Below are 22149 nucleotides of genomic sequence, written 5' to 3' on the forward strand. Positions count from 1 at the left end.
AAAATTGACTTGTCTTAAGAAATTCCCAATTCGTAAATCAGAATTATCTTGGAATTTCTACAGCATCTATTATTTGAGCAATAATTTGTTTTGTGGTAATTCCTTCCATTTCTCGTTCTGGAGTCACAATAACTCTGTGTTGTAATACAGGAACTGCAGCACGTTTAATATCTTCTGGAGTAACAAAATCGCGACCTTGCATAGCTGCAAATGCTTTACTAGCTTTTAAAATAGCAATGGAAGCTCTTGGCGAAGCACCTAAATATAAAAATGGGTTTGTTCTGGTGTTTACAATTAAATCGGCAATGTATTTAATAAGGTTTGGCTCGATAATTATTTGGTTAACAAGTTCTTGAAATGCTTCAATTTTCGACTTATCTAAGTGTTGAGTTATTTTATCGGTTTTCTTGCTTCCTTTTAAACCCTGTTCTCTGGTAATAATTTCAATTTCTTCTTCCAAATTTGGGTAATCAATATCAATTTTAAATAAAAATCGATCTAATTGTGCTTCTGGTAAACGATAGGTACCTTCTTGTTCTACAGGATTTTGAGTGGCTAACACAATAAACGGTAAATCCATTTTATATTGGTTTCCGTCTATGGTAACTTGTCGTTCCTCCATAACTTCAAATAAAGCCGCTTGTGTTTTTGCAGGTGCACGGTTAATTTCATCAATTAAAATCATGTTTGAAAAAATGGGCCCTTTTTTAAATTCAAATTCTGATGTTTTCATATCAAACACAGAGGTTCCCAAAATATCGCTTGGCATTAAATCTGGTGTAAACTGAATACGACTAAAATCTATAGCCAATGATTTTGCTAATAATTTTGCAGAAATGGTTTTTGCAACACCAGGAACACCTTCAATTAAAGAATGGCCATTTGCTAATATAGAAGCAATTAGCATATCTATCATGCCTTTTTGTCCAACAATGACTTTGCTAATTTCTGTTCTAATTTGTGCGACACCTTCCTGTAATTCGCTTAAATCAATACGATTTGTAAAGTTTACATTGTCGTTAGGTTCTGGATTTAAAGTTTTTTCAAAATCCTCGTTTAAGTTATCTGTTGTATGATCCATGCTTATGGTTATGAAATTCTTCTATTAATGTATTTAAATCTAATAAATCCTGCTCTGTGACTTCCGGTTTTGCTCTTAATTGTGTTATAGCATTAACCAAAGTTGTAATATCTTTTTTACTTCTGTTGGTTTTTAAAGCTAAGTTTTTAATAAGCTTTTCATCTAAAACCTGTGTGTCTAAGTAATACACTCGACGAATATATTCTAAAAAATAGGTTGTTTTTTTATCTATTAGATTGTTATGATCTTTAGTTTCGTAATATAAATTTCCAATGGTTTTAATAAATTCTAAAGTAGAGTTGCCTAATGGCGTTATTGTCTTAACTACACGTTGTTTTCGTTTAGTGTTAAAAATAATAAATAATACAAGTAAAATTAAGCCTAGATACCAAGCATATCTTAATGCGGGCTGACTTAAAATAAAACGTAGTTTTGAGCCACTAATTGGTGTGCTTAGACGAATTTTAGATTTGTAAAATATTGGAGCATTCGGTAAATAGCCTAATGTATTTTCAGTATAAACTTGGTGTTTTTTAGACTTTAATAAGCTAAAATTAGTATAAACACTAGGTTGTAAATGCAAATAGAAAGTCCCTTTCTTGTAAGTGGTTTTTATAAAATTGGTATAAGTAGAATCTTTAAAAGTTTGAGTTCCTAGTATAGTGGTGGTTTTATAATTAGCGTTTTTAAAATAAACATTGGTTAACCCTTTTTCTATAAAAATAGAATCGTTTTTAAACTTAGGGTTTACCAAATTAAGTGTTGCTTTACCCTTAAAACTAAAATTATTATCGGTTTCAATCTGTAAACTATCCAGAAACACTTTAGGGATGTAACTTGAAGCCAAGAATAAGATGTTTCCTTTAGCGGTGAAGTCTAATAATTTTTCTGCTGAAACGTCATCCAGTTGGGCAAATTCATCAATATGCATATAAATTCCAGATGGTTCAACATTTGAAGTGTCTTTAAAAGCTTCAAAATATTCGTATGGACTAGTTGTTATGGTTGTAATTTGAGATTCTGGAAATAATTCTGGTAATTCATTATAAAAAATAAAGGTGCCATAAGGAATCTTATCGGTTTCGTTATAAGTCTTTGCCCAGTTTACCGGTTTTTCCGCAGTAATTTGAACGTAGAATATAAATCCAAATAAAACAAGAAGTAGAATAATGTATGCTTTAAGACTTTTACCCATTTTTTATGCTATTTAAAAAGTGAATAAATGCTTTTTTAGCTTTTGAAAACTGAATCTCATCAACAGTAAACTCGCCATACCAGATGTAATTATACAAATATGAGGTATAGGCAAATTTTTCGGCTTGAGTATGATTAGTAAGCTCTAACTGATAATCGCTATTGGTTTTTTCAGCATCGTATTCTATTAAACCTTTGCGAGTTAATTCTTTTAAAAGCCATAAATAGTAATACCTAATGGCTAATCTGTACTGTAGTTCACTTTCAGCTGAAGAAATTAAGGTTTCAAAATTGGTTTCGTGAATATTTGTTTCTACTGCATCTACAGGAATAATAGTTTTATTTGAAGATTTGCCAAATACCCATTTACCTTCTTTGTTAATGATTGCTCTATAAATAAAATAAACTACTAAAAGGATAATAATTACTGAAGCAATATTAAGCATGACATCTGTTAATTGTGCAGCTTCACCTTTAGAATCTATATTAAAAAGACTTTGCCATAGGTCGCTTAACCATTGTTTAAAACGCGTCCACCAGCCAGAAGTTTCTTTGGTGCGCTCATAATTAAAAGCATCTTCAGTATAACGTTCTTTAAGATTATTAAATCGTCTGGGTTCTACGTTTGAAGAATCTTGTGTTAAAGTGGTGTCTATACTAATTTCATTAGAAGGCACAGACGTTTCTTGCGATAATCCTTCAGCAGAAAAAAAGCATAAATTTATGACTATTAGAAAATATATCAGGTTAGTTTTCAATTTGACCAATTAAATCTATTTCACTTTTCATATTTATATTTTCACTTTCTTCTTTTAATCCAAAATACACAATACTTTGATTAATTTGTAACATACAATTAAGTACAATACCCACTAAAAATGAAATCACAAATAATATAATACTTATAAAAATAAACACCATGCTTGTGCTGTCTCCTTCTAAAGCATTTTCTGGTACGGTAATATTTGTAGACACGTTTATTATAGACTGAAAAATACTTAAACCTATTTGTACAATGTAACTCATTAGATAAAATATACCCATACAACCTACAGCATGCCAGAATTTTGAGGTAATAAGTTTCCAAACGTAACCAAAACAATCAAAAAAACTTTTCTTGTTTTGATTAATAAATTCTAACAAGGTCATATTATATAATCCAGCAATTAACGCTACTAGTAATGGTAATAGTAAAATACCAACCATAGTAATAGCCAAAATAACCCCAGCTATAGCAATAGGAATAATTAATACCAGAAGCATTAAAAAACCAAGTACTAAAAACATAACTATTTTACCTGCGTTTTCCTTAAATGAATTTACAATTTCTTTTATGGCGAAATTAGTGCGCTCATTTTTTTCGTATAATCTGAAATATATTGGAGTGTAAGCATAAGATATGACTGCAAAAAACAACCCTACAATAACCATACTTATAATTAAGGTTACAAATAATATAGGATTTGCATTTAGGATACTATCTAAGTCTGTAGACATCCCGCCAACCCCGAAATTATTAAAAAGGTCTCTTAAAAAGAACTCGCTAAAAACATAGCTTAATGCGGCTAGAATAAGAATAAAGAATCCGTTAATTATAAAAAAATACTTAAAAAAATGTTTTCCATTTTGGCGAATAAACTCAAACGTATCTGTAAAAAAGGATGAAAAATCTCTTTGTTTATATAGTTGCATAATTTAACTGTTGCTTTTTGTGAACCCGATGTGGATAAATAATATAGTAGTAGGTAATTATACTTAATGTGGTAAAAATGATTCCTAGAGATAACCAATTGGGCATAACGTTGGAATATCTGGTAACAAAACCTTCTAAAAATCCAGCACAAATAGTAAATGGAAACGTACTAATTAAAATTTTAACTCCTGTTTTTACACCATGTTTAAATGAGGTTAGTCTGGAATAAGTTTTAGGAAATAAAATACTAGCACCTATTATAAATCCTGCAGCACCTTCAATTACAATAGCAAAAATTTCCATTGCACCGTGTATCCATATACCTCGAACACTTTGCATAAGCACACCTTCTTTTTCAAAAAAATATTGAAATGCACCAATCATAATACCATTTTCCATTAAAATATAGCCTGTACCTAAGCCTCCAAAAACACCATAAACAACGTTTAATATACCAACGTATAAATTGTTTAGAGTAATCCCTATAAAACTACCCCAATTACTACCACTTTTATAAATAGCGACAGGATCTCCTTTTTTTATATTTTCTAAAGTTAAATTGACGTAATAGTCTCCAAGAATTAATCTCACAAAAGAATCATCATAAGCAGCCGAAAGTGCTCCAATTGCAGCAAATGCTCCAAATATAATAAAGGCGTACGCGACATAACGCCTGTAATGGTACATAATTAAAGGCACTTCAGTTTTAAAAAAATAAACAAAACGGTTGGTATCTTGACGCTTAGTTTTATAAATTTTTTGAAAAGCTTTCGCTGCCAGGTTGTTTAAGTAAAGAATTGTTTTACTTTTGGGATAATAAGTTTGTGCATAAGAAAGGTCGTTTACTAATTGTGTATAAAGTGAAGCTAATTCGTCGGGATTTTTAAGCTGTTTGCCAAAAATAGCGGTCTCAAAATCCTGCCATTTTTGCTTGTTTTTCTTTATAAAAGCGACTTCTCTCATATAGGCTCAAAGCTACATAAATTTTTATTTTTAAAAACTAAAAAAACGACCATTTTTTACTGCTGAATGACTTTAATAGCGATAAATACCACACAAAATGTAAACATTAATTTTGAAGCTGCAAGTGTTGGTGAGCGTATTTTGGCATACCTTGTAGATTTTATTATTAAAGTAGCTTATTTAGCTACCATGAGTTTGCTGCTTTTTAAAGTTTTTAATTTTGAAAGAGTCCTAGAAAAAATGGATCAATGGTCTGCAACAGCTATAATTATAGGAATTTATTTCCCGTTTTTTATATATACTCTGGTTTTAGAAAGTATTATGGATGGCCAAACCATTGGAAAAAGAATTTTAAAAATTCAAGTGGTTAAAATAGATGGCTACCAGGCTTCTTTACCAGATTTCTTAGTAAGATGGCTATTTCGTATTGTAGATATAAACTTACTTTCTGGTATAATTGGAGTCATTACTATTGTTTCTACAAAAAACAGTCAGCGCTTAGGAGATATTACCGCAGGTACTGGTGTAATTTCTTTAAAAAATAAAATTGGTATAGACCAGACCATATTAATGGATTTGGAAGATGCATATCAACCAACATATCTTAATGTCATTCGTTTATCCGATAATGATGCACGTATTATTAAAGAAACGTTTGAAAAAGCTAAGAAGGATAAAGACTATGCTACTTTAATAAAACTAAGACAAAAAGTTATAGAAGTAGTTAAAATTACCGAACAAAAAGAAAGCAACGATGTTGAATTTCTTACAACAATTTTAAAAGATTATAATTACTTTACTCAAAACATGTAGCATTATTTATGGAAATTAACATGTTTTACATACTAGACATTTTAGGGACAATTTCATTTGCTATTTCAGGTGTTTTAATTGCCATGAATAAGCGTATGGATATTTTTGGTGTTCTAATTATAGCATTTGTTACCTCTGTAGGCGGAGGTACGTTAAGAGATGTTTTAATAGGGAATACACCAGTTGCTTGGATGAAAGACATGACATTTGCTTACGTTATTATTTCGTCAACCGTATTAGCCATTATATTTAAAAATAAAATAGACTACCTGAGAAAGTCACTTTTCCTTTTTGACACTATAGGTATTGGATTATATACAGTTGTAGGAATAGAGAAAGGGCTAAACGCAGAATTGCACCCTTTAATTTGTATTGCATTGGGAACTATGAGTGCTTGTTTTGGTGGTGTTATTAGAGATATTTTATGTAATGAAATTCCTGTGATTTTTAGAAAAGAAATTTACGCAACCGCTTGTATTTTAGGTGGTTTTGTATATTTCTTATTAAAATTTACCGCTATAGATTCCGATTTAGTTTTTATTATTTCTGGTTCTGTAGTTATTATTTCAAGAAGTCTTGCTGTAAAATTTAAGATATCATTACCAAGTTTATATAGGGATTAGCCTTAAGACTGAAGACTGCAAAAAAATCACTCCAAAATTTCTGCTTTTTCAATATAAACATTGTGTAAAGGCCATTCAGCCTCATCGGTTCTAACCGAATTTATTTTATCTACCACATCCATACCTTTAATGACTTCACCAAAAATAGTATAATCGCCATCAAGATGATAACTATCGGTTTGTACAATAAAAAATTCGTAAGGTGAAGCTAATTTATGTGGATTTTCTATATCACTGCTGGGCATAGAAATGACACCGCGTTTATGAGTAAAGCCTCTATTAGTATCTGTAGGTAATAAATAGTGACCAATTTTTCTTCGACGCTTTGCTACATCAACATTATCTGTATTTCCACCTTGAATAATGAAGTTTTCTACAACCCGATGGAATTGTGTGTTATCAAATGCTCCTAATTTTGTAAGGTAAATAAAATTAGCGCGATGAAACTTTGTTTCGTTGTATAGTAAAATCTCAATATCTCCAAAAGTTGTTGTTAATCTAACTTTAGTCTCTTTATTCTCTTTCTCGTATTCCAGAAAAAACTCCATTGCGTTATCCTCATCTAAATAGGGATAAGTTTTTTTTGGTTTTTTAACTGTATCTTTTTTTATAACTTTAGTTGCTTTTATATTATCTTGAGTAGTATCTTCGGTAGTATTTTTAGAGGTATTTGATTGGCAAGACAGAATAATAAAGCTTAAAATTACCCAACTTAATTTTTGCATATATGAATTTTGAATCATTTAAAAAATTACTTTCAAAAATACAACATCTAGATTTACCTGCCGAAAAATCTCATATTAAGATGATGCCACCATATAGAAATGAGTTGGTTGCTAATCATAAAGAACCATTACATACAGCAAGAAAGGCTGCTGTTTTGGCTTTGTTTTATCCAGACGAGTTTAATGAAACCAAGCTGGTTTTAATTTTAAGAAAAACCTATAAAGGTGTACATTCGGCGCAAGTTGGTTTTCCTGGAGGCAAAGTTGAAAAAGAAGATAAAAGTTTAGCAGACACCGCATTAAGGGAAACTTTTGAAGAAGTAGGCGTTGCATTAAATAATATGGTTATTGTAAAAGCATTAACTAAAGTGTATATCCCGCCAAGTCATTATAATGTATATCCATTTATAGGTTATTGTTTACAAACACCAATTTTAAAAAAACAAGATGAAGAGGTGGAAGCTATTCTGGAAGTAGATTTTAATCATTTTTTAGATGATAGCAATTTAAAATCCAAAAAGGTGAAACCAGAACAGCTTAAAGAGTTTGATGTGCCTGCTTTAGAACTAAACAATCACTTAGTATGGGGAGCAACAGCAATGATGCTAAGCGAAGTAAAAGACTTAATAAAAACAGTGCTTTAACGCTCGATTTTGTTACATTTGTAATCCTCAAAAATAAAAGATATAACTATGGGATTGTTTAAAAAAAATCCTTTTGGACATAATTTATTTATAAAAAAATGGCTAATTCGCATATTAGGAGTTCTGTCTCATCGTAGATTTAGAGGTTTTAATGAATTACAAATTGATGGTTCAGAAATATTAAAAACCCTACCGGATACTAATGTATTATTCATTTCAAATCATCAAACTTATTTTGCAGATGTGGTATCGATGTTTCATGTTTTTAATGCAAGTTTAAGTGGAAGAGACGATAATATTAAAAACGTAGGCTATTTATGGAATCCAAAACTTAATTTATATTATGTGGCGGCTAAAGAAACCATGAGTGCAGGGTTATTGCCCAAAATTTTAGCCTATGTTGGCTCTATCTCTATAGAAAGAACCTGGAGAAGTGAAGGTAAAGATGTAAACCGTCAAGTAAAGATGAGTGACATTTCAGCCATTAGCAAAGCGTTAGACGATGGTTGGGTGATTACTTTCCCGCAAGGTACAACCACACCTTTTAAACCTATTAGAAAAGGAACCGCACACATTATTAAACGTTATAAACCAATTGTTATACCTATTGTTATAGATGGTTTTAGACGAAGTTTTGATAAAAAAGGACTTCGAATTAAAAAGAAAAATATACTTCAAACTTTTGAAATTAAGGAGCCGCTAAAAATTGATTATGATAATGAATCTATAGAAGACATTGTTGAGAAAATTGAATATGCTATAGAACAACATCCTTCATTTTTAAAAGTTCTTACACCACAACAGCTTAAAGAACAGGAAGAATTAAATGAACAGCGAAGATGGAAATCTTAAATTTCTAACTTTCTTAATTCATTATAATTTTTATTAAGTTTCTTTAATAAGAAGCCATAAATTATTTTATAAAATAACCAGATTACTGCAACAAAAACTAATGCTAGGCCAGCAAGTGAGGCATAAAAACCTGCCATTTGTAAATTACTGTAATGGGATAGGTTATCTAATAAAATAGGAGAATTGTGTATTGAAATATAGAAACCTATAACCATAGAAACAGCAATAACTACTAAGTTGTAGATTACATAAAACTTTACAATTTTTCTTGTTTTTAGAATATTTTTCATCAGAAGCTTTGCATTATCCAAGGTGCTAATAGCTTTATAAGATTTGTATAATAAATAAACAAACAGACCTATAATGGCATAACTTACTACAGTTAATATTTCATCTAAATAACCATCACCATAAACCATAGCGATACTTTGGTTATATCTATCTGAAAAAAGTAAAGGCAATACATTAATAAGTATCCAGAATACAAATTCTCCAATACTTATATAAAATAAAGTTTTTACTATATTAGAAGATTTCTTCTGTAGCATATTATAAATATCTGTAGCAGAAAAAGTATTTTCTGGAGTATTGGAACTTTCTTTCCAATGCTTTTTTAATAATTCTAATTCATCCATTATTATTACGGATTTAATATGGTTCTTAACTTGGTTTTCACTCGATTCATTTTCACTCTGGCATTCACTTCGCTTATTCCTAAGGTTTCACTTATTTCACTATAATTCTTATCTTCTAAATACAAAAACACTAAAGCTTTATCTATATCATTAAGTTGTTGCAAGGCTTGATACATTAGTTTTAACTGTTGTTCTGTAGTATCATCATATTCTTCCTGAGAAATTTTAAATTCTACAGTATCAAACTCTTGAGTCTGGATACGTCGTTTAGATTTTCGATATAAGGTTATTGCAGTATTTAAACCAATTCGGTACATCCAAGTACTAAACTTGGCATCACCACGAAATTTAGGATAGGCTTTAAATAATTGTATGGTTATTTCCTGAAACAAATCATTATGAGCATCGTAATTGTTAGTATACAACCTACATACCTTATGCACAATGTTTTGGTGCTTTTCTAATAACGTAACAAATTCTTTCTTTTCTACTTCCGTCAATGGTGATGGATTTGGTTAAAATCTACTTTGGTTTCTTATAAGTAAAATAAATATATGTTTTGTTACACATAAAATGAATTTTTTACTAAAAATTACAATTCATCCTTATAATATAACAGTTCAGTATTTTTTTATTTATTTAAATGGTCCTTTAAAATACATTTGTTATAAACTTTAAAACCTCCGTATTATGACAAAGTTATTTTTAATTATTGCCACTTTAATGGCGCCTTTTGTAGTAGCTCAAAATAATTATGATGTACTCATGCAAAACGCTTTACAAGAAAAAGATTTTGATGCCCTGTGTAATAAATTTAAAGAAGTAAATAAACAATTTCCAGATCAGTGGTTACCAAATTACTATTTAGCTTATCATAACATTAATAATTCTTTCTTAAATTTAAAAGATGAAGACCATTTTAAAGAAAAATTGGAAAATGCTCAGTACTATATAGACAGAGCTCACGATTTAAAACCAGACAAAGCCGAATTATTGGTTTTACAAGCAAAGTTGTATCTGGCATATGTTGTTAGTAATACTGAAAAATACGGAAGAAGTTATGCTCCAATTATTACAAAGCTTAATAATGATGCATTCCTATTAGCTCCAAATAATCCAAGAGTAGTTTTAAACAAAGCACAGTGGGAGATAGGAATGGCTAAATACTTTGGTTCAAGTACAAAAAGCCTATGTAAAGATTTAGAGTTAGCTTTAAATAAGTTTCAGGATTTTAAAAGTAAAGGAAACTATGCACCTTCTTGGGGTTTAGATGAAATTAAAAAAGAATTATCTTCCTGTAAAGAAATGAGTAAATGAAAAAAAATATAATTATCACATTTTGTATAGGCACACTAATTTTTTTGATAGGCTCTTACTATTTTAAAGATTTTAAATTTTTAAATGCGAATGAGTTATTAGTCACTTTTGTATTCTATCAGCTTTACGCATTTGTTTTAGGTTTTTCTAATATGCTTTTTTTTAAGGTGCTTCATAAAAATGAGAATTTAAAAGCATGGTACATTAAATCAATAATAGGAGTTTTAGGTTCTGGACTAATTACGCTTTTAGGCTTGTTTTTACTGCGTTGGTTTACATCGGTTATTTACAATGGTAATAGTTTCAATTTTTTTATAACACATGAAACCATTAAAGCTTATCAGTTTGGCTTATGGATAACATTAACAGTAGTAATAATTTTTCATGTGATTTATTACTATAATTCATTTCAAAAGCAAAAATTAAAGGAACAAAAAGTAATTGCAGGAACAGCCAATGCAAAATTCGATGCTCTTAAAAGTCAATTAGATCCACATTTTTTATTTAATAGTTTGAATGTTCTTAATAGTTTAATTGAAGAAAATAAAGATAAAGCACAAGATTTTACTACTGGACTTTCTAAAGTTTATAGATATGTTTTGGAACAAAAGAATAAAGAACTAGTAAGTTTAGAAGAAGAATTAGCGTTTGCAAGAATTTATATGTCCCTTTTAAAAATGCGATTTGAAGATAGCTTGAAATTTGAAGCTCCAAAAGTATTAGCAAACAGCGAAAGTAAAGTTGTGCCTCTTTCTCTCCAATTAGTTTTAGAAAATGCTGTAAAGCATAATGTTGTAAACAGTAAAAACCCATTAAAGATTGTGATTAAAGAAGAAAATGGAGCGCTGGTAATAGAAAATAACATTCAACCAAAAAAAACATTAGAGCAATCCAGTGGTTTTGGACTAACTAATATTACACAACGATACCAATTATTAACCCATAGAAAAGTTCAAGTGCTTAAAAACGATAAAATTTTTAGAGTTAGTATACCCATTTTAACAAAACAAATAGAAATTATGAAACAAATAGAACAGTATAGTACTGATAGTGCTTATTTAAGAGCTCAAAAAAGAGTTGACGATTTAAAAGGATTTTATTCAAACCTTATGTCTTACTGTATAATTATACCATTTTTAATTGGGGTTAATTATTATTCAGGTTGGGGTTATAAATGGTTTTGGTTTCCCATGTTTGGATGGGGTATAGGCTTATGTTTTCATGCTTTTGGAGTCTTTGGCTTTGGAAATACGTGGGAGCAAAAACAAATAAAAAACCACATGGATAAAGAACTAAATAAAACTAAAAAATGGAATTAAAATTTAATACTTTAGAAGAGCAACTTGCTTATGATCGCGCTGTAAAAAGAGTAAAAGAATTAAAATCTTTTTATATTCATTTAGCTGTATTTTTAGCTATTAATTTATTTATCGTTTATATTAATTTTACTAACCTAAAACCCAATGAAAGTTATTTTCAGATGAAGAATTTTTATACCTTTATTTTTTGGGGGATTGGCCTATTAGCTCATGCAGCATCTGTTTTTTTACCACAAATGTTAATGTCAAAAAACTGGGAAAAAAGAAAAATAGATGAGTATATAAATAGAGAACGACTGAATAACTAGCTTATAATGTTAAATACAGTAATTATAGAAGATGAAAAGCCATCTGCCAGGCGTTTAAATCGTATGGTTGATGAGTTAGGAGTGTCTAATCTAGCAGTTCTGCACAGTGTAGAAGAAGCCATAAGTTGGTTTAAGGTGAATAAGCATCCCGATTTAATTTTTTTGGATATCCAATTAGGTGATGGGTTATCTTTTGAGATTTTTGAAGAAGTAAAAGTACTTTCAGCTATTATCTTTACGACAGCTTATGATGCCTATGCTTTAAAAGCCTTTAAGTTAAATAGTATAGATTATTTGTTAAAACCAATAGACAAAAACGAACTTAGTACCGCAGTTGTTAAGTTTAAAGATGTACATCAAAAAGGTTCAAGTATAAATATAGAAACTATTCACCAACTTATTTCTCAACAAAAAGAGCCAATATACAAGACTCGCTTTTCAGTTAAAATTGGGCAGCATTTAAAACTTATAGAAGTTCATTCTATCTCCTGTTTTTATTCGGAGAATAAGTCTACATTAGTTCATACTTCAGAAAATAGAAGTTATGTTTTGGATACTAATTTAGATCAATTGGAATCTGAATTAAACCCAGAACAATTTTTTAGGGTAAGTAGAAAGTTTATCATTCATATAAAAACAATAAGAGATATTATATCCTATACTAATTCACGACTAGAAATAAAATTGCAACCCGAATTAAAAGACCAAAATATTATAGTTTCAAGAGAGCGTGTAAAAGCTTTTAAGGAATGGCTAAATTAAGTCCTCGTTTTCATTGATTGTTTGGTTAACCTTGTTGTCGTCAAATGCAGAAGGCATCATATTAGGAAGTAATTTCACAAAAATAGGAAGTAAAATTGCACCTCCAGGTAGCATAAATATGGCTAAACTTGGAATAGTTTTTAAAATATCCAATAATTGAAATTGTACTTTTTCTTGCTCTTCCTTACTTAATTCTCTAATTGTTGACTGTGTAAGAAGTACCATTAACTCTCTACTTTGAGAAATTTCCTTTAAAATTCGTTTACTGTTACGTTTAATTAATTTTATAACTAATTGTGAGGAATTATCATAAAAATTATTCAGCTTATTTGAAGTTTTAAAAATGGAAGAATTTTTATGATTAAAATAGAAATGTGTCATCTCATTTAAAGAATTTTCAATAAATTCTTTTTTAATATTCATATCAGCTCCTAAAGCTTTTATAAAATTATAAGATTTATCATCTTCAAATACAGGTTCCCATATAGTAAAAGTTGCAATGTCTAGAAAATAAAGTTTTTCAACTTGTTTAAACTTTGTTTCTATAAGCCTTCTGTAATTAAGATCTACATCATATTGTTTTTTCTTTTGATAATATAATGAGTCTGAAATTTGTTTTAAAGCACTTTTTTTCTCTTTTTTTCTCGCTTTTTTAAAGGCGTAAATATCATTCGTGATATTAAGAATGATATATTCTAATTCTTTTAGATAGTCATGAGTATTAATTTCTTTTTCTAGAAACTTATCATAAGCTAAAACGTCTAAAAATAATAAAGAGTTAGTGGTCTGCTTATTAAAATGTTTAGTAAAAATGTTTTGGTCTATTTGTACATGCTCATGTATAATACGCTCTAATTGTTGTCTAGCATCTTTTCCAGCGATAAATTTATCCCATAAAGTAAGTTCAACCACCTCAATACTATTAAAGAAGTTTAAAAGCGATAAAACAAAGTCATTAAATTGAAACTTCTCGTGATGAATATTATATGTATAATAAAAAGCAGTCACTAAATTAAGCTTCTCAATTTCATCTTGAGAAAATTCTTGCTCAATATTAAAATTAAATATTGAAGAAGAACTATAACCGTAAACAAACCTATGTTCTCTTAAAATATTATATAAATCTCTAAGACTTAGTTTTATAGGTTTAAGCGGTTTTACAAATTCTCCGAATTTTTTAATCCAGCCACTGGCAGAAGGATTCATAGAAATATATTTTCTGCAAATATAATTTAAATACTTAAAGCAATGCTTTTAAATTATGTTAACAGAAGTTTAACAAGAGTGTTAAAACCGAACGACGAATTCTATCGTATATTGTGATAGAGAACAAATTAATAAACTAAAAAAATCTCAAAAATTATGAAAAAACTAAAAATTATTTTAGGAGTAGGCTTGCTAGCGGTAGCAGGTTATTTTACGGTTGCTGCCGATCACATTGATGCACCAGCTGTTATGGGCGGGTCTAGTGATATCACGGACTATTTTGCCTTTCAAGGTCAAGACAATAACAATATAGTTTTTGTAGCTAATGTTCAGGGTCTATTGGCTCCTGGCTCTGCAACTTCATCAGCTACATTCGATGAAAATGTAATGATTGAATTTAATATTGATACAAATGCAGATGCAGTTGAAGACTTAGTAATACAAGCGGTACCAAGAGACGGTAAAATGTATTTCTTTGGACCGTACCAACCAAATTCTACAGGTATATCTTCAACTATTAAATCTGAAGCATTAGCGACTAGTGTTAACATATCTCAATATGGAGGTGCAGCAGCTATAAGTAATAGTTCTGTTTCTGGAATTAAAGCTTTTGCGGGACCTAGAGATGATCCTTTCTTTTTTGACTTTGCACAATACAGCGAAATAATAGCTGGAAATGCTACAAGTTTTAATAACCCAGGTTCAGATACTTTTGCAGGTACAAACGTTATGTCGATAGTAGTGGAAGTACCTAAAGCTTTATTAGGAGGATCTGGTTCAATTAATACTTGGGTTGAGTCTAAAAGAAAATAATTAGTTAAACACTTTAAAAATATAGAAAAATGAAATCAATAAAAATATTACTTACAGCAACATGCTTATCGGTATTTCTTTTTAACTGTTCAGAAGATGACGTAAATGACAGAAACTTTGCAACATCTCCTGAAGGAGAACCAATAGAACAGTTTGATGGGACTTATACCTTAGAAGATCAAATGGCTAGACCAGCAATTAATACAGTTTTTGTTAATTCTGGTAGTAAAGACACCTTCAATACAACTTTGCCTGCAGATATGGGAAGTGCTTTTCAATCTAGTTTTGAAGCTAAATTACTAGCTTTAAATCCAGGGTACACTACTAACGCATTAGGTTTAGACGCTGCAACTTTTACAACTGTTCTTGCTACAGACGTTTTAACTGTATCTTTAGATGGGACAACAACTTTCTTTGATGGAACAAATGTTTTAACTGGTAGAACTTTAGCCGATGACGTTATTAATGTAGAATTATTATTAATTTTTGGAGGACCAATGGGAGCAGACAATCCAGGTTTAACAAATGATAATGTTGATGCTAACGACAAACCATTCTTAAATTCATTCCCTTATTTAGCTTCTCCTTGGTAGAATCTAAATAACATAAAAAGGCATTTAGAATTTTCTAAATGCCTTTTTTTTTTATAAAACAAACAACAACAAACAAAATAATAACCATTATGATAACTAAAAATATATGGTTTGTATTAATAGTACTTGCAATTTTTACATCTTGTAAAACAGATACAGATTCTGATAGTACCATTACAAGTCAAAAAGATTATTTAGTTTTTTTAGAATCTAATAACCCAAACAATACCCAAAAAGAAGCTAAAGAAAATTTTGAATTCTGGAACGAAAAAATAAATAAAGAACCTAATCAATTTCCATATTTAGGAAAATTAGCATCTTCTCAAAATGCTCTTTTTGAAGCAACAGGTAACATTGAAAACTTAAAAAACGCTGAAGCTTATTTAGTGCAGCTTAATGAAAAAACACAATTTAATAAGCCTTCTCATTTGCAATCATTAGCACGTGTTTATATTAGTCAGCATAGGTTTCTGGAAGCGCTAGAACTACTATTAAATGCTGAAAATATAGGAGATAATTTAGAAGCATCTCAAAAAATGTTATTTGATGTCTATTTAGAATTAGGAGATTCTGATAAAGCTGCTGCTTATCTTGAAAAGTTTAAAGATTTTAGCGATTTTGATTACTTATTGCGTTTAGCTAAATGGAGCGATCATAACAGCGATTTAGATGCTGCAATTAAATATATGGAAAAAGCGACCGCAATTGCAGAATCTTCAAATCTAAAATCTGCTAAAATATGGTCTTATACTAATTTAGCGGATTTTTATGGGCATAGTGGACAAATTGATAAAGCTTACAATTTTTATTTGAAAAGTTTGGAGTTAGATCCTGATAACTCTTATGCAAAAAAAGGAATTGCGTGGATTGTTTTTTCTCATGAAAAAAATACAAAAGAAGCTAAGTCTATTATTAATAAAATTTTAGAAACACATAATGCACCAGATTATTATTTGCTTTTAGCAGAGATAGCTGAATATGAGGGAAATGAAAAGGAAAAAAATAAAGCATTAGATAGTTATTGGCAAGCAATAAATAACAGTGGTTACGGTGATATGTATAACGTATATTCTGCTAAACTGTATCTTGATTCTAATCCTGAAAAAGCGTTGGAAATTGCAAAACGAGAAGTGGAAAATCGTCCAACAGCAATGTCTTACAGTTTATATTCTCATAGCTTATTATCTATAGGTCAAAAAGAAGAAGCTTTAAAAGTATTGGAAACTCATGTTATCGGACATACCACAGAGCCTGATGCACTGTTAACTGCAGCTTACATCTATAAGGCAAATGGCTTGAACGAAAAAGTTAAGCCTATAAAAAAAGACTTGTTAGATAGTAGTTTTGAAATAGGACCTTTAACAATTAAAGAAGTAGAATTATTATAATTTTTTTATATTAAAAAATAAATTTATATGTCGTAATCATTAAAAAAATAGTTTTTAATGTTACTCACAATATATGAATTATAAAATAATTAAAAGTACTAACAAGGTTTCATTTTGAAACAATGTTTGTTTTTTGTTAGTTTGTTTTCGAAGCAGTTACTTAAAAGTAACTGCTTCGTTTTTTTTAAATCAGTTTTTTTCAATAAAAAAAAGCCTCTAATTTTAGAGGCTTTTATTGTTAATCTATTTTATTCTTTTTAAGAGTTTTCTACAACACCTAAGGTATATAATTGTTCAAGTGTTGGAGAAATACTTCCACCTTCAGGTTCTAAAGTAATCCCAAATGCCTGAGAAGAATTCATATTATTAAATACAAAAATTTTATCTTCATCAGCTTTAAAATTGTCTGCCGTACCTAAACTTGTTGGAGTTAAAGGATTTAAAGTTAACGACCATACTTGATAAACTTTGCCTTCAGGAGGTTCTGGTAGACCACTTAAATCTAAATAAACTTTATCATTATCTGGATCCCAATACGCTTTTGCATAAGACTCGGGCGAAACCGCTTGTCCTCCTAATGGCACACTTATCGTGTTTTCATTAGTAATGGCAGAAAGTATAGCTTTAGTTTCTGCTAATCGTGTATGGCTTTCTTCTAAATTTATGTCTTTAGAATTCAATTCTACTTCTAAACTAGTATTTTCAGCGTCTAACTGTGTTACTTCGTTTTGTAAATTAGTATTTTGATTTATACTCCAAAGTAAACCACCAGCTAATATTATAGAAGCTGCCCAGCCTAAGTAACCAAATAGTTTGTTATTAGATTTAGTTTTGTGTAATTTAACAACCTTAGAAGAAGCATTGATTTGATCTTTAACAGCATTAAAGGCAGCAGTTTGTGAAACGTTAAGCCCTTTAGTTAAAGTTATAATTGCATGCTCTATTTCTAAAACTTCTTGTAAAACTTCTGGATGTTTTTGCATCATGTCAAACACTTCCAAGTTTTCGGCTTCAGAGAGGTTACCAGCAATATACTGCTCTAATATTCCAGATTCTATGTACGTTTGTGTTTCCATATTATAACAAATCTTTTCTAAGTTGCATAATGCAATTTCTGTTATGTGTTTTAATGGTTCCTAATGGAATTTCTAATTCTTCAGATGCTTCCTTTTGAGTAAACCCTTTAAAATATAATAACTCAATTACTTTTCTACACATTTCAGGTAATTTAGAAACAAACTTTTTCAAGCCAATGGTGTTTGTACTTGCATCTAAATTATCATTCGATTGTATAATATCTACGAAATAATCGCTATTTAGGTTTTTTGAATTGTTTTTAAAATTTTTGGATCTGGTTTTGTCTATCGCTGCATTTCTAGCTATGTTTATTAACCATGTAAAAAATCGGCCCTTACTATTATCGTAAGAGTCCGATTTGTTCCAAGCTTTAATAAAAACATCTTGCATAATTTCTTGTGCGATATCACTATCCTTAACAATATTATAAATAACGCCTTGCATACTGTCGCTATACATATTGTATAAGGTTTCAAATGCTTTCTCGTCTTTATTTTTAAATTGTAAAACCAGTGCGTCTAAGTCAACTGTCATAAAATTATATAATGTATTATTGGATAATTCCGGCGCAACTTACTCTTTTACCAGCAGCTCCTGAAGGTTGTGAAGTTAAATCATCTTCACCTTCATGCACTATTATAGCTTTACCTACAATATTTTTCGTTTCATCTTCACAGCCAATACACCATAATTCGGTATGGAAGTTGACGGTTCCTTCACCATTTTCATCAGCTACAAAGTTACCAATATCTCCTCTATGGTAAGCACCATCTTCAGTACCCCATTTTCCATGTGGCTGCCCTGTTGGATTCCAGTGTCCACCACTAGATTTAGCATCGTCGCTAGAACAATCTGCAGTTTCATGAACGTGGATTGCATGAACTCCTGGTTTTAAACCAGAAATTTTAGCTACCATTTGTACATCATCATTCCCATCTTCCGTAAATGTTACAGTACCTGTAACGTTACTTCCGCTTTTAGAATTTAAGTTTATAGTCATAGACTTGGCAACAGACATGCCTTCATCTTCATCAGAATTCATTTCAGAATTAGAATCCCCAGACATCATTTCAGTGTCTTGGTTGGTCATGTTGTCTTCTTTTTTTTCTTCTTTACAATTCGTTGCAAAAATTAGCAACGCCATACTTAGTGGTAATAATACCTTTTTCATAATATTTGATTTTGGTTGATAAATACTTTCTATAAATATAATTGATATAAATGAGCATTTCAATTAAATGTTAAATTTTTAATAGAAGTTTAGCATCTATGCTACTTTACAATTAGCATCATAAATTGATGTTAAGGGGTTTTTTAAAAGCTAAATAAGCTGTATTTTTATAAGGCTATGAAAAAAAATACGAATTACAAGAAAGGCTTTGTTTTTAAAAGTTATAAAGCTCCTTTTCAAACCCCTTTTGAAGTTCTTTTTGATATTTTCAAAGAATTAATTACTCATACTTCTGGAGATTTTGATGAAGCAATAGATTGGCTAAAGCAATTAGATGTCGAATACAAATTAACCACGCCAGAATACACTATAGACGACTTTATCGAAGATTTAAAGAAAAAAGGTTATATCCGTGAAGAGATTAAACCCGATGGAAGTAAAGGTACTGGTATTACGGCTAAAACGGAACGTGCCATTAGGCAGTCTGCTTTAGAGCAAATCTTTGGAAACATTAAACGTAGCGGCTCTGGTAACCATAAAAGTAAAGGCTTAGGAATAGGAGACGAGCATACGGGCGATTTTAGAAATTATCAGTTTGGTGATGGATTGGAAAAAGTTTCTATAACCGAAAGCTTAAGAAATGCACAAATAAATAACGGTATTGGTAATTTTAGTCTAACTGAAGACGATTTAGTCGTTGAAGAGACCACGCATAAATCTCAAATGAGTACTGTTTTAATGATAGATATTAGCCATAGTATGATTCTTTATGGAGAAGATCGTATTACGCCTGCAAAGAAAGTTGCTATGGCTTTAGCGGAATTAATCACCACTAGGTATCCTAAAGACACTTTAGATATTTTAGTTTTTGGTAATGATGCCTGGACTATAAAAATTAAAGATTTACCTTATTTAAACGTTGGTCCTTACCATACCAATACGGTTGCAGGCTTAAGCTTAGCAATGGATTTACTGCGTAGAAAACGCAATACCAACAAACAAATTTTTATGATTACCGATGGTAAGCCAAGTTGCTTACGTTTACCAGATGGACAGTATTATAAAGACAGTAATGGCTTAAACCCATATATAACAAACAAATGCTATGGAGTAGCTCAACAAGCCAGAAAATTACATATACCTATCACCACATTTATGATTGCTCAGGACCCTTATTTAATGCAATTTGTTGAAGAATTTACAAAAGCTAACCAAGGAAAAGCATTCTATACAGGATTAAAAGGTTTAGGTGAAATGATTTTTGAGGATTACGAAACTAATAGGAAGAAACGAATTAAAGGATAAATTAATAAGCTACTAGTCATTAGGTATTAGACATAAGCTTTTTAAAGAGTTTACTAACAACCAAATGCTAACGGTAAAAAGCTATAAAATGAATATAGAAGATATAAAAACACTAGGTGAATTAAAAAAAACAAATTATAAAAGTAAATCTATAAAAGATGAGCTTCGTGATAATTTAATAAAGAATATAAAAGCAAAAAAAACTACGTTTGAAGGTGTACACGGATATGAAAACACCGTTATTCCAGAATTAGAACGCGCTATTTTATCACGTCATAATATAAACTTATTAGGATTACGTGGACAGGCAAAAACCCGTTTAGCACGCTTAATGGTACAACTTTTAGATGAATATATTCCTATTGTAGAAGGTTCTGAAATTAATGACGACCCATTAAATCCAATCTCGCGGTTTGCAAAAGAATTAATAAATGAAAAAGCCGATAAAACTCCAATTTCTTGGTTGCATAGAAGTGAACGTTTTGCAGAGAAATTAGCAACACCAGATGTAACAGTGGCAGATATTATTGGAGATGTAGACCCAATAAAAGCAGCTAATCTAAAACTAAGTTATGCAGATGATCGAGTGATTCATTATGGTATGATTCCACGTGCTAACCGCTGTATTTTCGTAATAAATGAGTTACCAGATTTACAAGCTAGAATACAAGTCGCATTATTTAATATTTTACAAGAAGGCGATATACAAATTAGAGGTTTTAAGTTAAGATTACCTTTAGACATGCAATTTATATTTACGGCTAATCCAGAAGATTATACCAATCGCGGAAGTATAGTTACCCCATTAAAAGACCGCATAGGTTCTCAAATATTAACACATTATCCAACAGATATTGAGACTGCTAAAACCATAACTGCACAAGAGGCTAACTTAAAAGACTTCCAAAAGGAAATGGTTTATGTTCCAGAACTAGCACACGATATATTAGAACAAATTGTATTTGAAGCTCGTGAAAGCGAATATATAGATGCCAAAAGTGGTGTGAGTGCCAGACTTAGTATTACAGCTTATCAAAATTTAATAAGTACTGCCGAACGTAGAGCTTTATTAGCTGGAGATAAAAAAACGACAGTACGATTAAGTGATTTTTTAGGAATAATACCTGCAATAACAGGTAAGGTAGAATTAGTTTATGAAGGTGAACAAGAAGGAGCAGCTAAAGTAGCGTATAGTTTAATTGGCGATGCTATAAAAAATCTGTTTCCAGAGTTCTTCCCTGAAATTGAAAAATTAAAAAAAGAAACAGAAGAGAGTCCGTATGACGAGATTGTTTCCTGGTTTTTTAACTCTCAAGATGGTTTTGAATTGTTAGATCATATAAGAGATAAAGAATATCGAAGACTTCTTGATTCGGTAACGCCATTAGATGATTTGTTAGGAGCACATCAACCAAATCTGACTAAGCAAGACAGTTACTTTGTAAAAGAATTTGTGCTATGGGCTTTAGTAGAGTATAAGCAATTAAGTAAATACAGATTTACTGAAGGCTTACATTTTAAAGATCCTTATGGTAGTTTTATAAGTGGTATTTAGTGAATTTAGAAAAATAAAAAAAGCATCAATTTTAATAAGTTGGTGCTTTTTTTATGGGGTTATATTATATTTTTGGAGTAAATCTAGAAAAAGCATTTTTAATGTAGCAACT

General features: G+C 30.2%; 25 protein-coding genes. 13 read left to right on the forward strand and 12 right to left on the reverse strand.

Going from position 1 to position 22149, the window contains the following annotated elements; genetic code table 11:
- Positions 1-43: 43 nt before the first annotated feature.
- Genes C7H52_RS12110 through C7H52_RS12130 form a run of 5 tightly spaced genes read right to left on the reverse strand, consistent with a single transcriptional unit; the run spans position 44 to position 4931 of the window.
- Positions 44-1081 (reverse strand): AAA family ATPase, encoded by a 1038-nt coding sequence (locus C7H52_RS12110; protein ID WP_106464168.1) that lies wholly within the window; start codon positions 1079-1081, stop codon positions 44-46.
- The gene (locus tag C7H52_RS12115; RefSeq protein ID WP_106464169.1) at positions 1062-2276 is read right to left on the reverse strand and encodes a DUF4350 domain-containing protein; all 1215 of its coding nucleotides are present in this window, start codon (positions 2274-2276) and stop codon (positions 1062-1064) included. Before C7H52_RS12115 ends, C7H52_RS12110 begins: the two co-directional genes overlap by 20 nt.
- A complete protein-coding gene (locus C7H52_RS12120; RefSeq protein WP_106464170.1) occupies positions 2269-3033 on the reverse strand; it encodes a DUF4129 domain-containing protein in 765 nt (254 codons plus the stop codon). Before C7H52_RS12120 ends, C7H52_RS12115 begins: the two co-directional genes overlap by 8 nt.
- Positions 3023-3967, reverse strand: coding sequence for a hypothetical protein (locus tag C7H52_RS12125; protein ID WP_106464171.1), 945 nt, complete (start codon positions 3965-3967; stop codon positions 3023-3025). Before C7H52_RS12125 ends, C7H52_RS12120 begins: the two co-directional genes overlap by 11 nt.
- The gene (locus tag C7H52_RS12130; protein WP_106464172.1) at positions 3954-4931 is read right to left on the reverse strand and encodes a stage II sporulation protein M; all 978 of its coding nucleotides are present in this window, start codon (positions 4929-4931) and stop codon (positions 3954-3956) included. Before C7H52_RS12130 ends, C7H52_RS12125 begins: the two co-directional genes overlap by 14 nt.
- A gap of 66 nt (positions 4932-4997) precedes the next feature.
- Between C7H52_RS12130 and C7H52_RS12135 the strand changes: the two genes are divergently transcribed.
- Together C7H52_RS12135 and C7H52_RS12140 are read left to right on the forward strand one after the other, a co-directional pair.
- Positions 4998-5744 carry an RDD family protein gene (locus C7H52_RS12135; protein WP_106464173.1) on the forward strand — a complete coding sequence of 249 codons (747 nt, stop codon included), beginning with the start codon at positions 4998-5000 and terminating at the stop codon, positions 5742-5744.
- 20 nt (positions 5745-5764) lie between these two features.
- Positions 5765-6367, forward strand: a complete 603-nt coding sequence (locus C7H52_RS12140) for a trimeric intracellular cation channel family protein (RefSeq protein WP_181256249.1) — start codon at positions 5765-5767, stop codon at positions 6365-6367.
- Between the two features lie 26 nt (positions 6368-6393).
- Here C7H52_RS12140 and C7H52_RS12145 read toward each other — a convergent pair whose 3' ends face one another.
- Complete coding sequence (locus tag C7H52_RS12145; protein WP_106464323.1) at positions 6394-7092, reverse strand: peptidylprolyl isomerase; 699 nt, start codon at positions 7090-7092, stop codon at positions 6394-6396.
- 2 nt (positions 7093-7094) lie between these two features.
- On the opposite strand from C7H52_RS12145, the gene C7H52_RS12150 reads away from it, so the two are divergent.
- Together C7H52_RS12150 and C7H52_RS12155 are read left to right on the forward strand one after the other, a co-directional pair.
- Positions 7095-7736, forward strand: a complete 642-nt coding sequence (locus C7H52_RS12150; protein ID WP_106464174.1) for an NUDIX hydrolase — start codon at positions 7095-7097, stop codon at positions 7734-7736.
- Positions 7737-7784: 48 nt separating this feature from the next.
- Complete coding sequence (locus C7H52_RS12155) at positions 7785-8588, forward strand: lysophospholipid acyltransferase family protein (protein ID WP_106464175.1); 804 nt, start codon at positions 7785-7787, stop codon at positions 8586-8588.
- Here the strand turns inward: C7H52_RS12155 and C7H52_RS12160 are convergent.
- Together C7H52_RS12160 and C7H52_RS12165 are read right to left on the reverse strand one after the other, a co-directional pair.
- Positions 8585-9223 (reverse strand): hypothetical protein, encoded by a 639-nt coding sequence (locus C7H52_RS12160; protein WP_106464176.1) that lies wholly within the window; start codon positions 9221-9223, stop codon positions 8585-8587. The genes C7H52_RS12155 and C7H52_RS12160 overlap by 4 nt on opposite strands.
- A gap of 5 nt (positions 9224-9228) precedes the next feature.
- Positions 9229-9723 (reverse strand): RNA polymerase sigma factor, encoded by a 495-nt coding sequence (locus C7H52_RS12165; RefSeq protein WP_106464177.1) that lies wholly within the window; start codon positions 9721-9723, stop codon positions 9229-9231.
- A gap of 190 nt (positions 9724-9913) precedes the next feature.
- On the opposite strand from C7H52_RS12165, the gene C7H52_RS12170 reads away from it, so the two are divergent.
- The 4 genes from C7H52_RS12170 to C7H52_RS12185 are packed head-to-tail and all read left to right on the forward strand — an operon-like array spanning position 9914 to position 12929.
- The gene (locus C7H52_RS12170) at positions 9914-10540 is read left to right on the forward strand and encodes a hypothetical protein (RefSeq protein ID WP_106464178.1); all 627 of its coding nucleotides are present in this window, start codon (positions 9914-9916) and stop codon (positions 10538-10540) included.
- Positions 10537-11859: a 2TM domain-containing protein gene (locus C7H52_RS12175; protein WP_106464179.1), complete on the forward strand. Its 1323-nt coding sequence runs from the start codon at positions 10537-10539 to the stop codon at positions 11857-11859. Before C7H52_RS12170 ends, C7H52_RS12175 begins: the two co-directional genes overlap by 4 nt.
- Positions 11850-12167, forward strand: a complete 318-nt coding sequence (locus C7H52_RS12180; RefSeq protein ID WP_106464180.1) for a 2TM domain-containing protein — start codon at positions 11850-11852, stop codon at positions 12165-12167. The genes C7H52_RS12175 and C7H52_RS12180 overlap by 10 nt, the downstream gene beginning before the upstream one ends.
- A gap of 6 nt (positions 12168-12173) precedes the next feature.
- Positions 12174-12929, forward strand: coding sequence for a LytR/AlgR family response regulator transcription factor (locus C7H52_RS12185; RefSeq protein ID WP_106464181.1), 756 nt, complete (start codon positions 12174-12176; stop codon positions 12927-12929).
- Here the strand turns inward: C7H52_RS12185 and C7H52_RS12190 are convergent.
- The gene (locus tag C7H52_RS12190) at positions 12921-14135 is read right to left on the reverse strand and encodes an LETM1-related biofilm-associated protein (RefSeq protein ID WP_106464182.1); all 1215 of its coding nucleotides are present in this window, start codon (positions 14133-14135) and stop codon (positions 12921-12923) included. The two genes, C7H52_RS12185 and C7H52_RS12190, sit on opposite strands and share 9 nt — an antisense overlap.
- Before the next feature lie 156 nt (positions 14136-14291).
- On the opposite strand from C7H52_RS12190, the gene C7H52_RS12195 reads away from it, so the two are divergent.
- The 3 genes from C7H52_RS12195 to C7H52_RS12205 all read left to right on the forward strand — a co-directional run bounded on the left by C7H52_RS12195 (position 14292) and on the right by C7H52_RS12205 (position 16929).
- A complete protein-coding gene (locus C7H52_RS12195; RefSeq protein WP_106464183.1) occupies positions 14292-14948 on the forward strand; it encodes a DUF4331 family protein in 657 nt (218 codons plus the stop codon).
- Between the two features lie 29 nt (positions 14949-14977).
- Positions 14978-15541 (forward strand): DUF4331 family protein, encoded by a 564-nt coding sequence (locus C7H52_RS12200; RefSeq protein ID WP_106464184.1) that lies wholly within the window; start codon positions 14978-14980, stop codon positions 15539-15541.
- 89 nt (positions 15542-15630) lie between these two features.
- Positions 15631-16929, forward strand: coding sequence for a tetratricopeptide repeat protein (locus C7H52_RS12205; protein ID WP_106464324.1), 1299 nt, complete (start codon positions 15631-15633; stop codon positions 16927-16929).
- A 257-nt stretch (positions 16930-17186) separates the two neighbouring features.
- Here C7H52_RS12205 and C7H52_RS12210 read toward each other — a convergent pair whose 3' ends face one another.
- The 3 genes from C7H52_RS12210 to C7H52_RS12220 are packed head-to-tail and all read right to left on the reverse strand — an operon-like array spanning position 17187 to position 19177.
- Positions 17187-18005, reverse strand: coding sequence for an anti-sigma factor (locus C7H52_RS12210; RefSeq protein WP_106464185.1), 819 nt, complete (start codon positions 18003-18005; stop codon positions 17187-17189).
- 1 nt (position 18006) lies between these two features.
- Positions 18007-18540 carry an RNA polymerase sigma factor gene (locus C7H52_RS12215; protein WP_106464186.1) on the reverse strand — a complete coding sequence of 178 codons (534 nt, stop codon included), beginning with the start codon at positions 18538-18540 and terminating at the stop codon, positions 18007-18009.
- A 16-nt stretch (positions 18541-18556) separates the two neighbouring features.
- Entirely contained in the window at positions 18557-19177 is a 621-nt protein-coding gene (locus C7H52_RS12220) for a superoxide dismutase family protein (RefSeq protein ID WP_106464187.1), read from the reverse strand.
- A 177-nt stretch (positions 19178-19354) separates the two neighbouring features.
- Between C7H52_RS12220 and C7H52_RS12225 the strand changes: the two genes are divergently transcribed.
- Both C7H52_RS12225 and C7H52_RS12230 read left to right on the forward strand, forming a co-directional pair.
- Positions 19355-20482, forward strand: coding sequence for a vWA domain-containing protein (locus C7H52_RS12225; protein ID WP_106464188.1), 1128 nt, complete (start codon positions 19355-19357; stop codon positions 20480-20482).
- An 88-nt stretch (positions 20483-20570) separates the two neighbouring features.
- Complete coding sequence (locus C7H52_RS12230; RefSeq protein ID WP_106464325.1) at positions 20571-22037, forward strand: MoxR family ATPase; 1467 nt, start codon at positions 20571-20573, stop codon at positions 22035-22037.
- The last annotated feature ends 112 nt before the right edge of the window (positions 22038-22149 follow it).

Source organism: Aurantibacter aestuarii, from assembly GCF_003008425.1.
In the GTDB taxonomy this organism is placed as follows: domain Bacteria; phylum Bacteroidota; class Bacteroidia; order Flavobacteriales; family Flavobacteriaceae; genus Aurantibacter; species Aurantibacter aestuarii.

Bases quoted from the DNA above. Each gene is read 5' to 3' on its own strand.
- C7H52_RS12170 (WP_106464178.1), top strand. From the start codon at position 9,914: ATGACAAAGTTATTTTTAATTATTGCCACTTTAATGGCGCCTTTTGTA.
- C7H52_RS12225 (WP_106464188.1), top strand. From the start codon at position 19,355: ATGAAAAAAAATACGAATTACAAGAAAGGCTTTGTTTTTAAAAGTTAT.
- C7H52_RS12215 (WP_106464186.1), bottom strand. From the start codon at position 18,540: ATGACAGTTGACTTAGACGCACTGGTTTTACAATTTAAAAATAAAGAC.
- C7H52_RS12160 (WP_106464176.1), bottom strand. From the start codon at position 9,223: ATGGATGAATTAGAATTATTAAAAAAGCATTGGAAAGAAAGTTCCAAT.
- C7H52_RS12110 (WP_106464168.1), bottom strand. From the start codon at position 1,081: ATGGATCATACAACAGATAACTTAAACGAGGATTTTGAAAAAACTTTA.
- C7H52_RS12145 (WP_106464323.1), bottom strand. From the start codon at position 7,092: ATGCAAAAATTAAGTTGGGTAATTTTAAGCTTTATTATTCTGTCTTGC.
- C7H52_RS12210 (WP_106464185.1), bottom strand. From the start codon at position 18,005: ATGGAAACACAAACGTACATAGAATCTGGAATATTAGAGCAGTATATT.
- C7H52_RS12230 (WP_106464325.1), top strand. From the start codon at position 20,571: ATGAATATAGAAGATATAAAAACACTAGGTGAATTAAAAAAAACAAAT.
- C7H52_RS12150 (WP_106464174.1), top strand. From the start codon at position 7,095: ATGAATTTTGAATCATTTAAAAAATTACTTTCAAAAATACAACATCTA.
- C7H52_RS12195 (WP_106464183.1), top strand. From the start codon at position 14,292: ATGAAAAAACTAAAAATTATTTTAGGAGTAGGCTTGCTAGCGGTAGCA.
- C7H52_RS12155 (WP_106464175.1), top strand. From the start codon at position 7,785: ATGGGATTGTTTAAAAAAAATCCTTTTGGACATAATTTATTTATAAAA.
- C7H52_RS12130 (WP_106464172.1), bottom strand. From the start codon at position 4,931: ATGAGAGAAGTCGCTTTTATAAAGAAAAACAAGCAAAAATGGCAGGAT.
- C7H52_RS12205 (WP_106464324.1), top strand. From the start codon at position 15,631: ATGATAACTAAAAATATATGGTTTGTATTAATAGTACTTGCAATTTTT.
- C7H52_RS12200 (WP_106464184.1), top strand. From the start codon at position 14,978: ATGAAATCAATAAAAATATTACTTACAGCAACATGCTTATCGGTATTT.
- C7H52_RS12190 (WP_106464182.1), bottom strand. From the start codon at position 14,135: ATGAATCCTTCTGCCAGTGGCTGGATTAAAAAATTCGGAGAATTTGTA.
- C7H52_RS12135 (WP_106464173.1), top strand. From the start codon at position 4,998: ATGACTTTAATAGCGATAAATACCACACAAAATGTAAACATTAATTTT.
- C7H52_RS12140 (WP_181256249.1), top strand. From the start codon at position 5,765: ATGTTTTACATACTAGACATTTTAGGGACAATTTCATTTGCTATTTCA.
- C7H52_RS12125 (WP_106464171.1), bottom strand. From the start codon at position 3,967: ATGCAACTATATAAACAAAGAGATTTTTCATCCTTTTTTACAGATACG.
- C7H52_RS12220 (WP_106464187.1), bottom strand. From the start codon at position 19,177: ATGAAAAAGGTATTATTACCACTAAGTATGGCGTTGCTAATTTTTGCA.
- C7H52_RS12180 (WP_106464180.1), top strand. From the start codon at position 11,850: ATGGAATTAAAATTTAATACTTTAGAAGAGCAACTTGCTTATGATCGC.
- C7H52_RS12185 (WP_106464181.1), top strand. From the start codon at position 12,174: ATGTTAAATACAGTAATTATAGAAGATGAAAAGCCATCTGCCAGGCGT.
- C7H52_RS12175 (WP_106464179.1), top strand. From the start codon at position 10,537: ATGAAAAAAAATATAATTATCACATTTTGTATAGGCACACTAATTTTT.
- C7H52_RS12115 (WP_106464169.1), bottom strand. From the start codon at position 2,276: ATGGGTAAAAGTCTTAAAGCATACATTATTCTACTTCTTGTTTTATTT.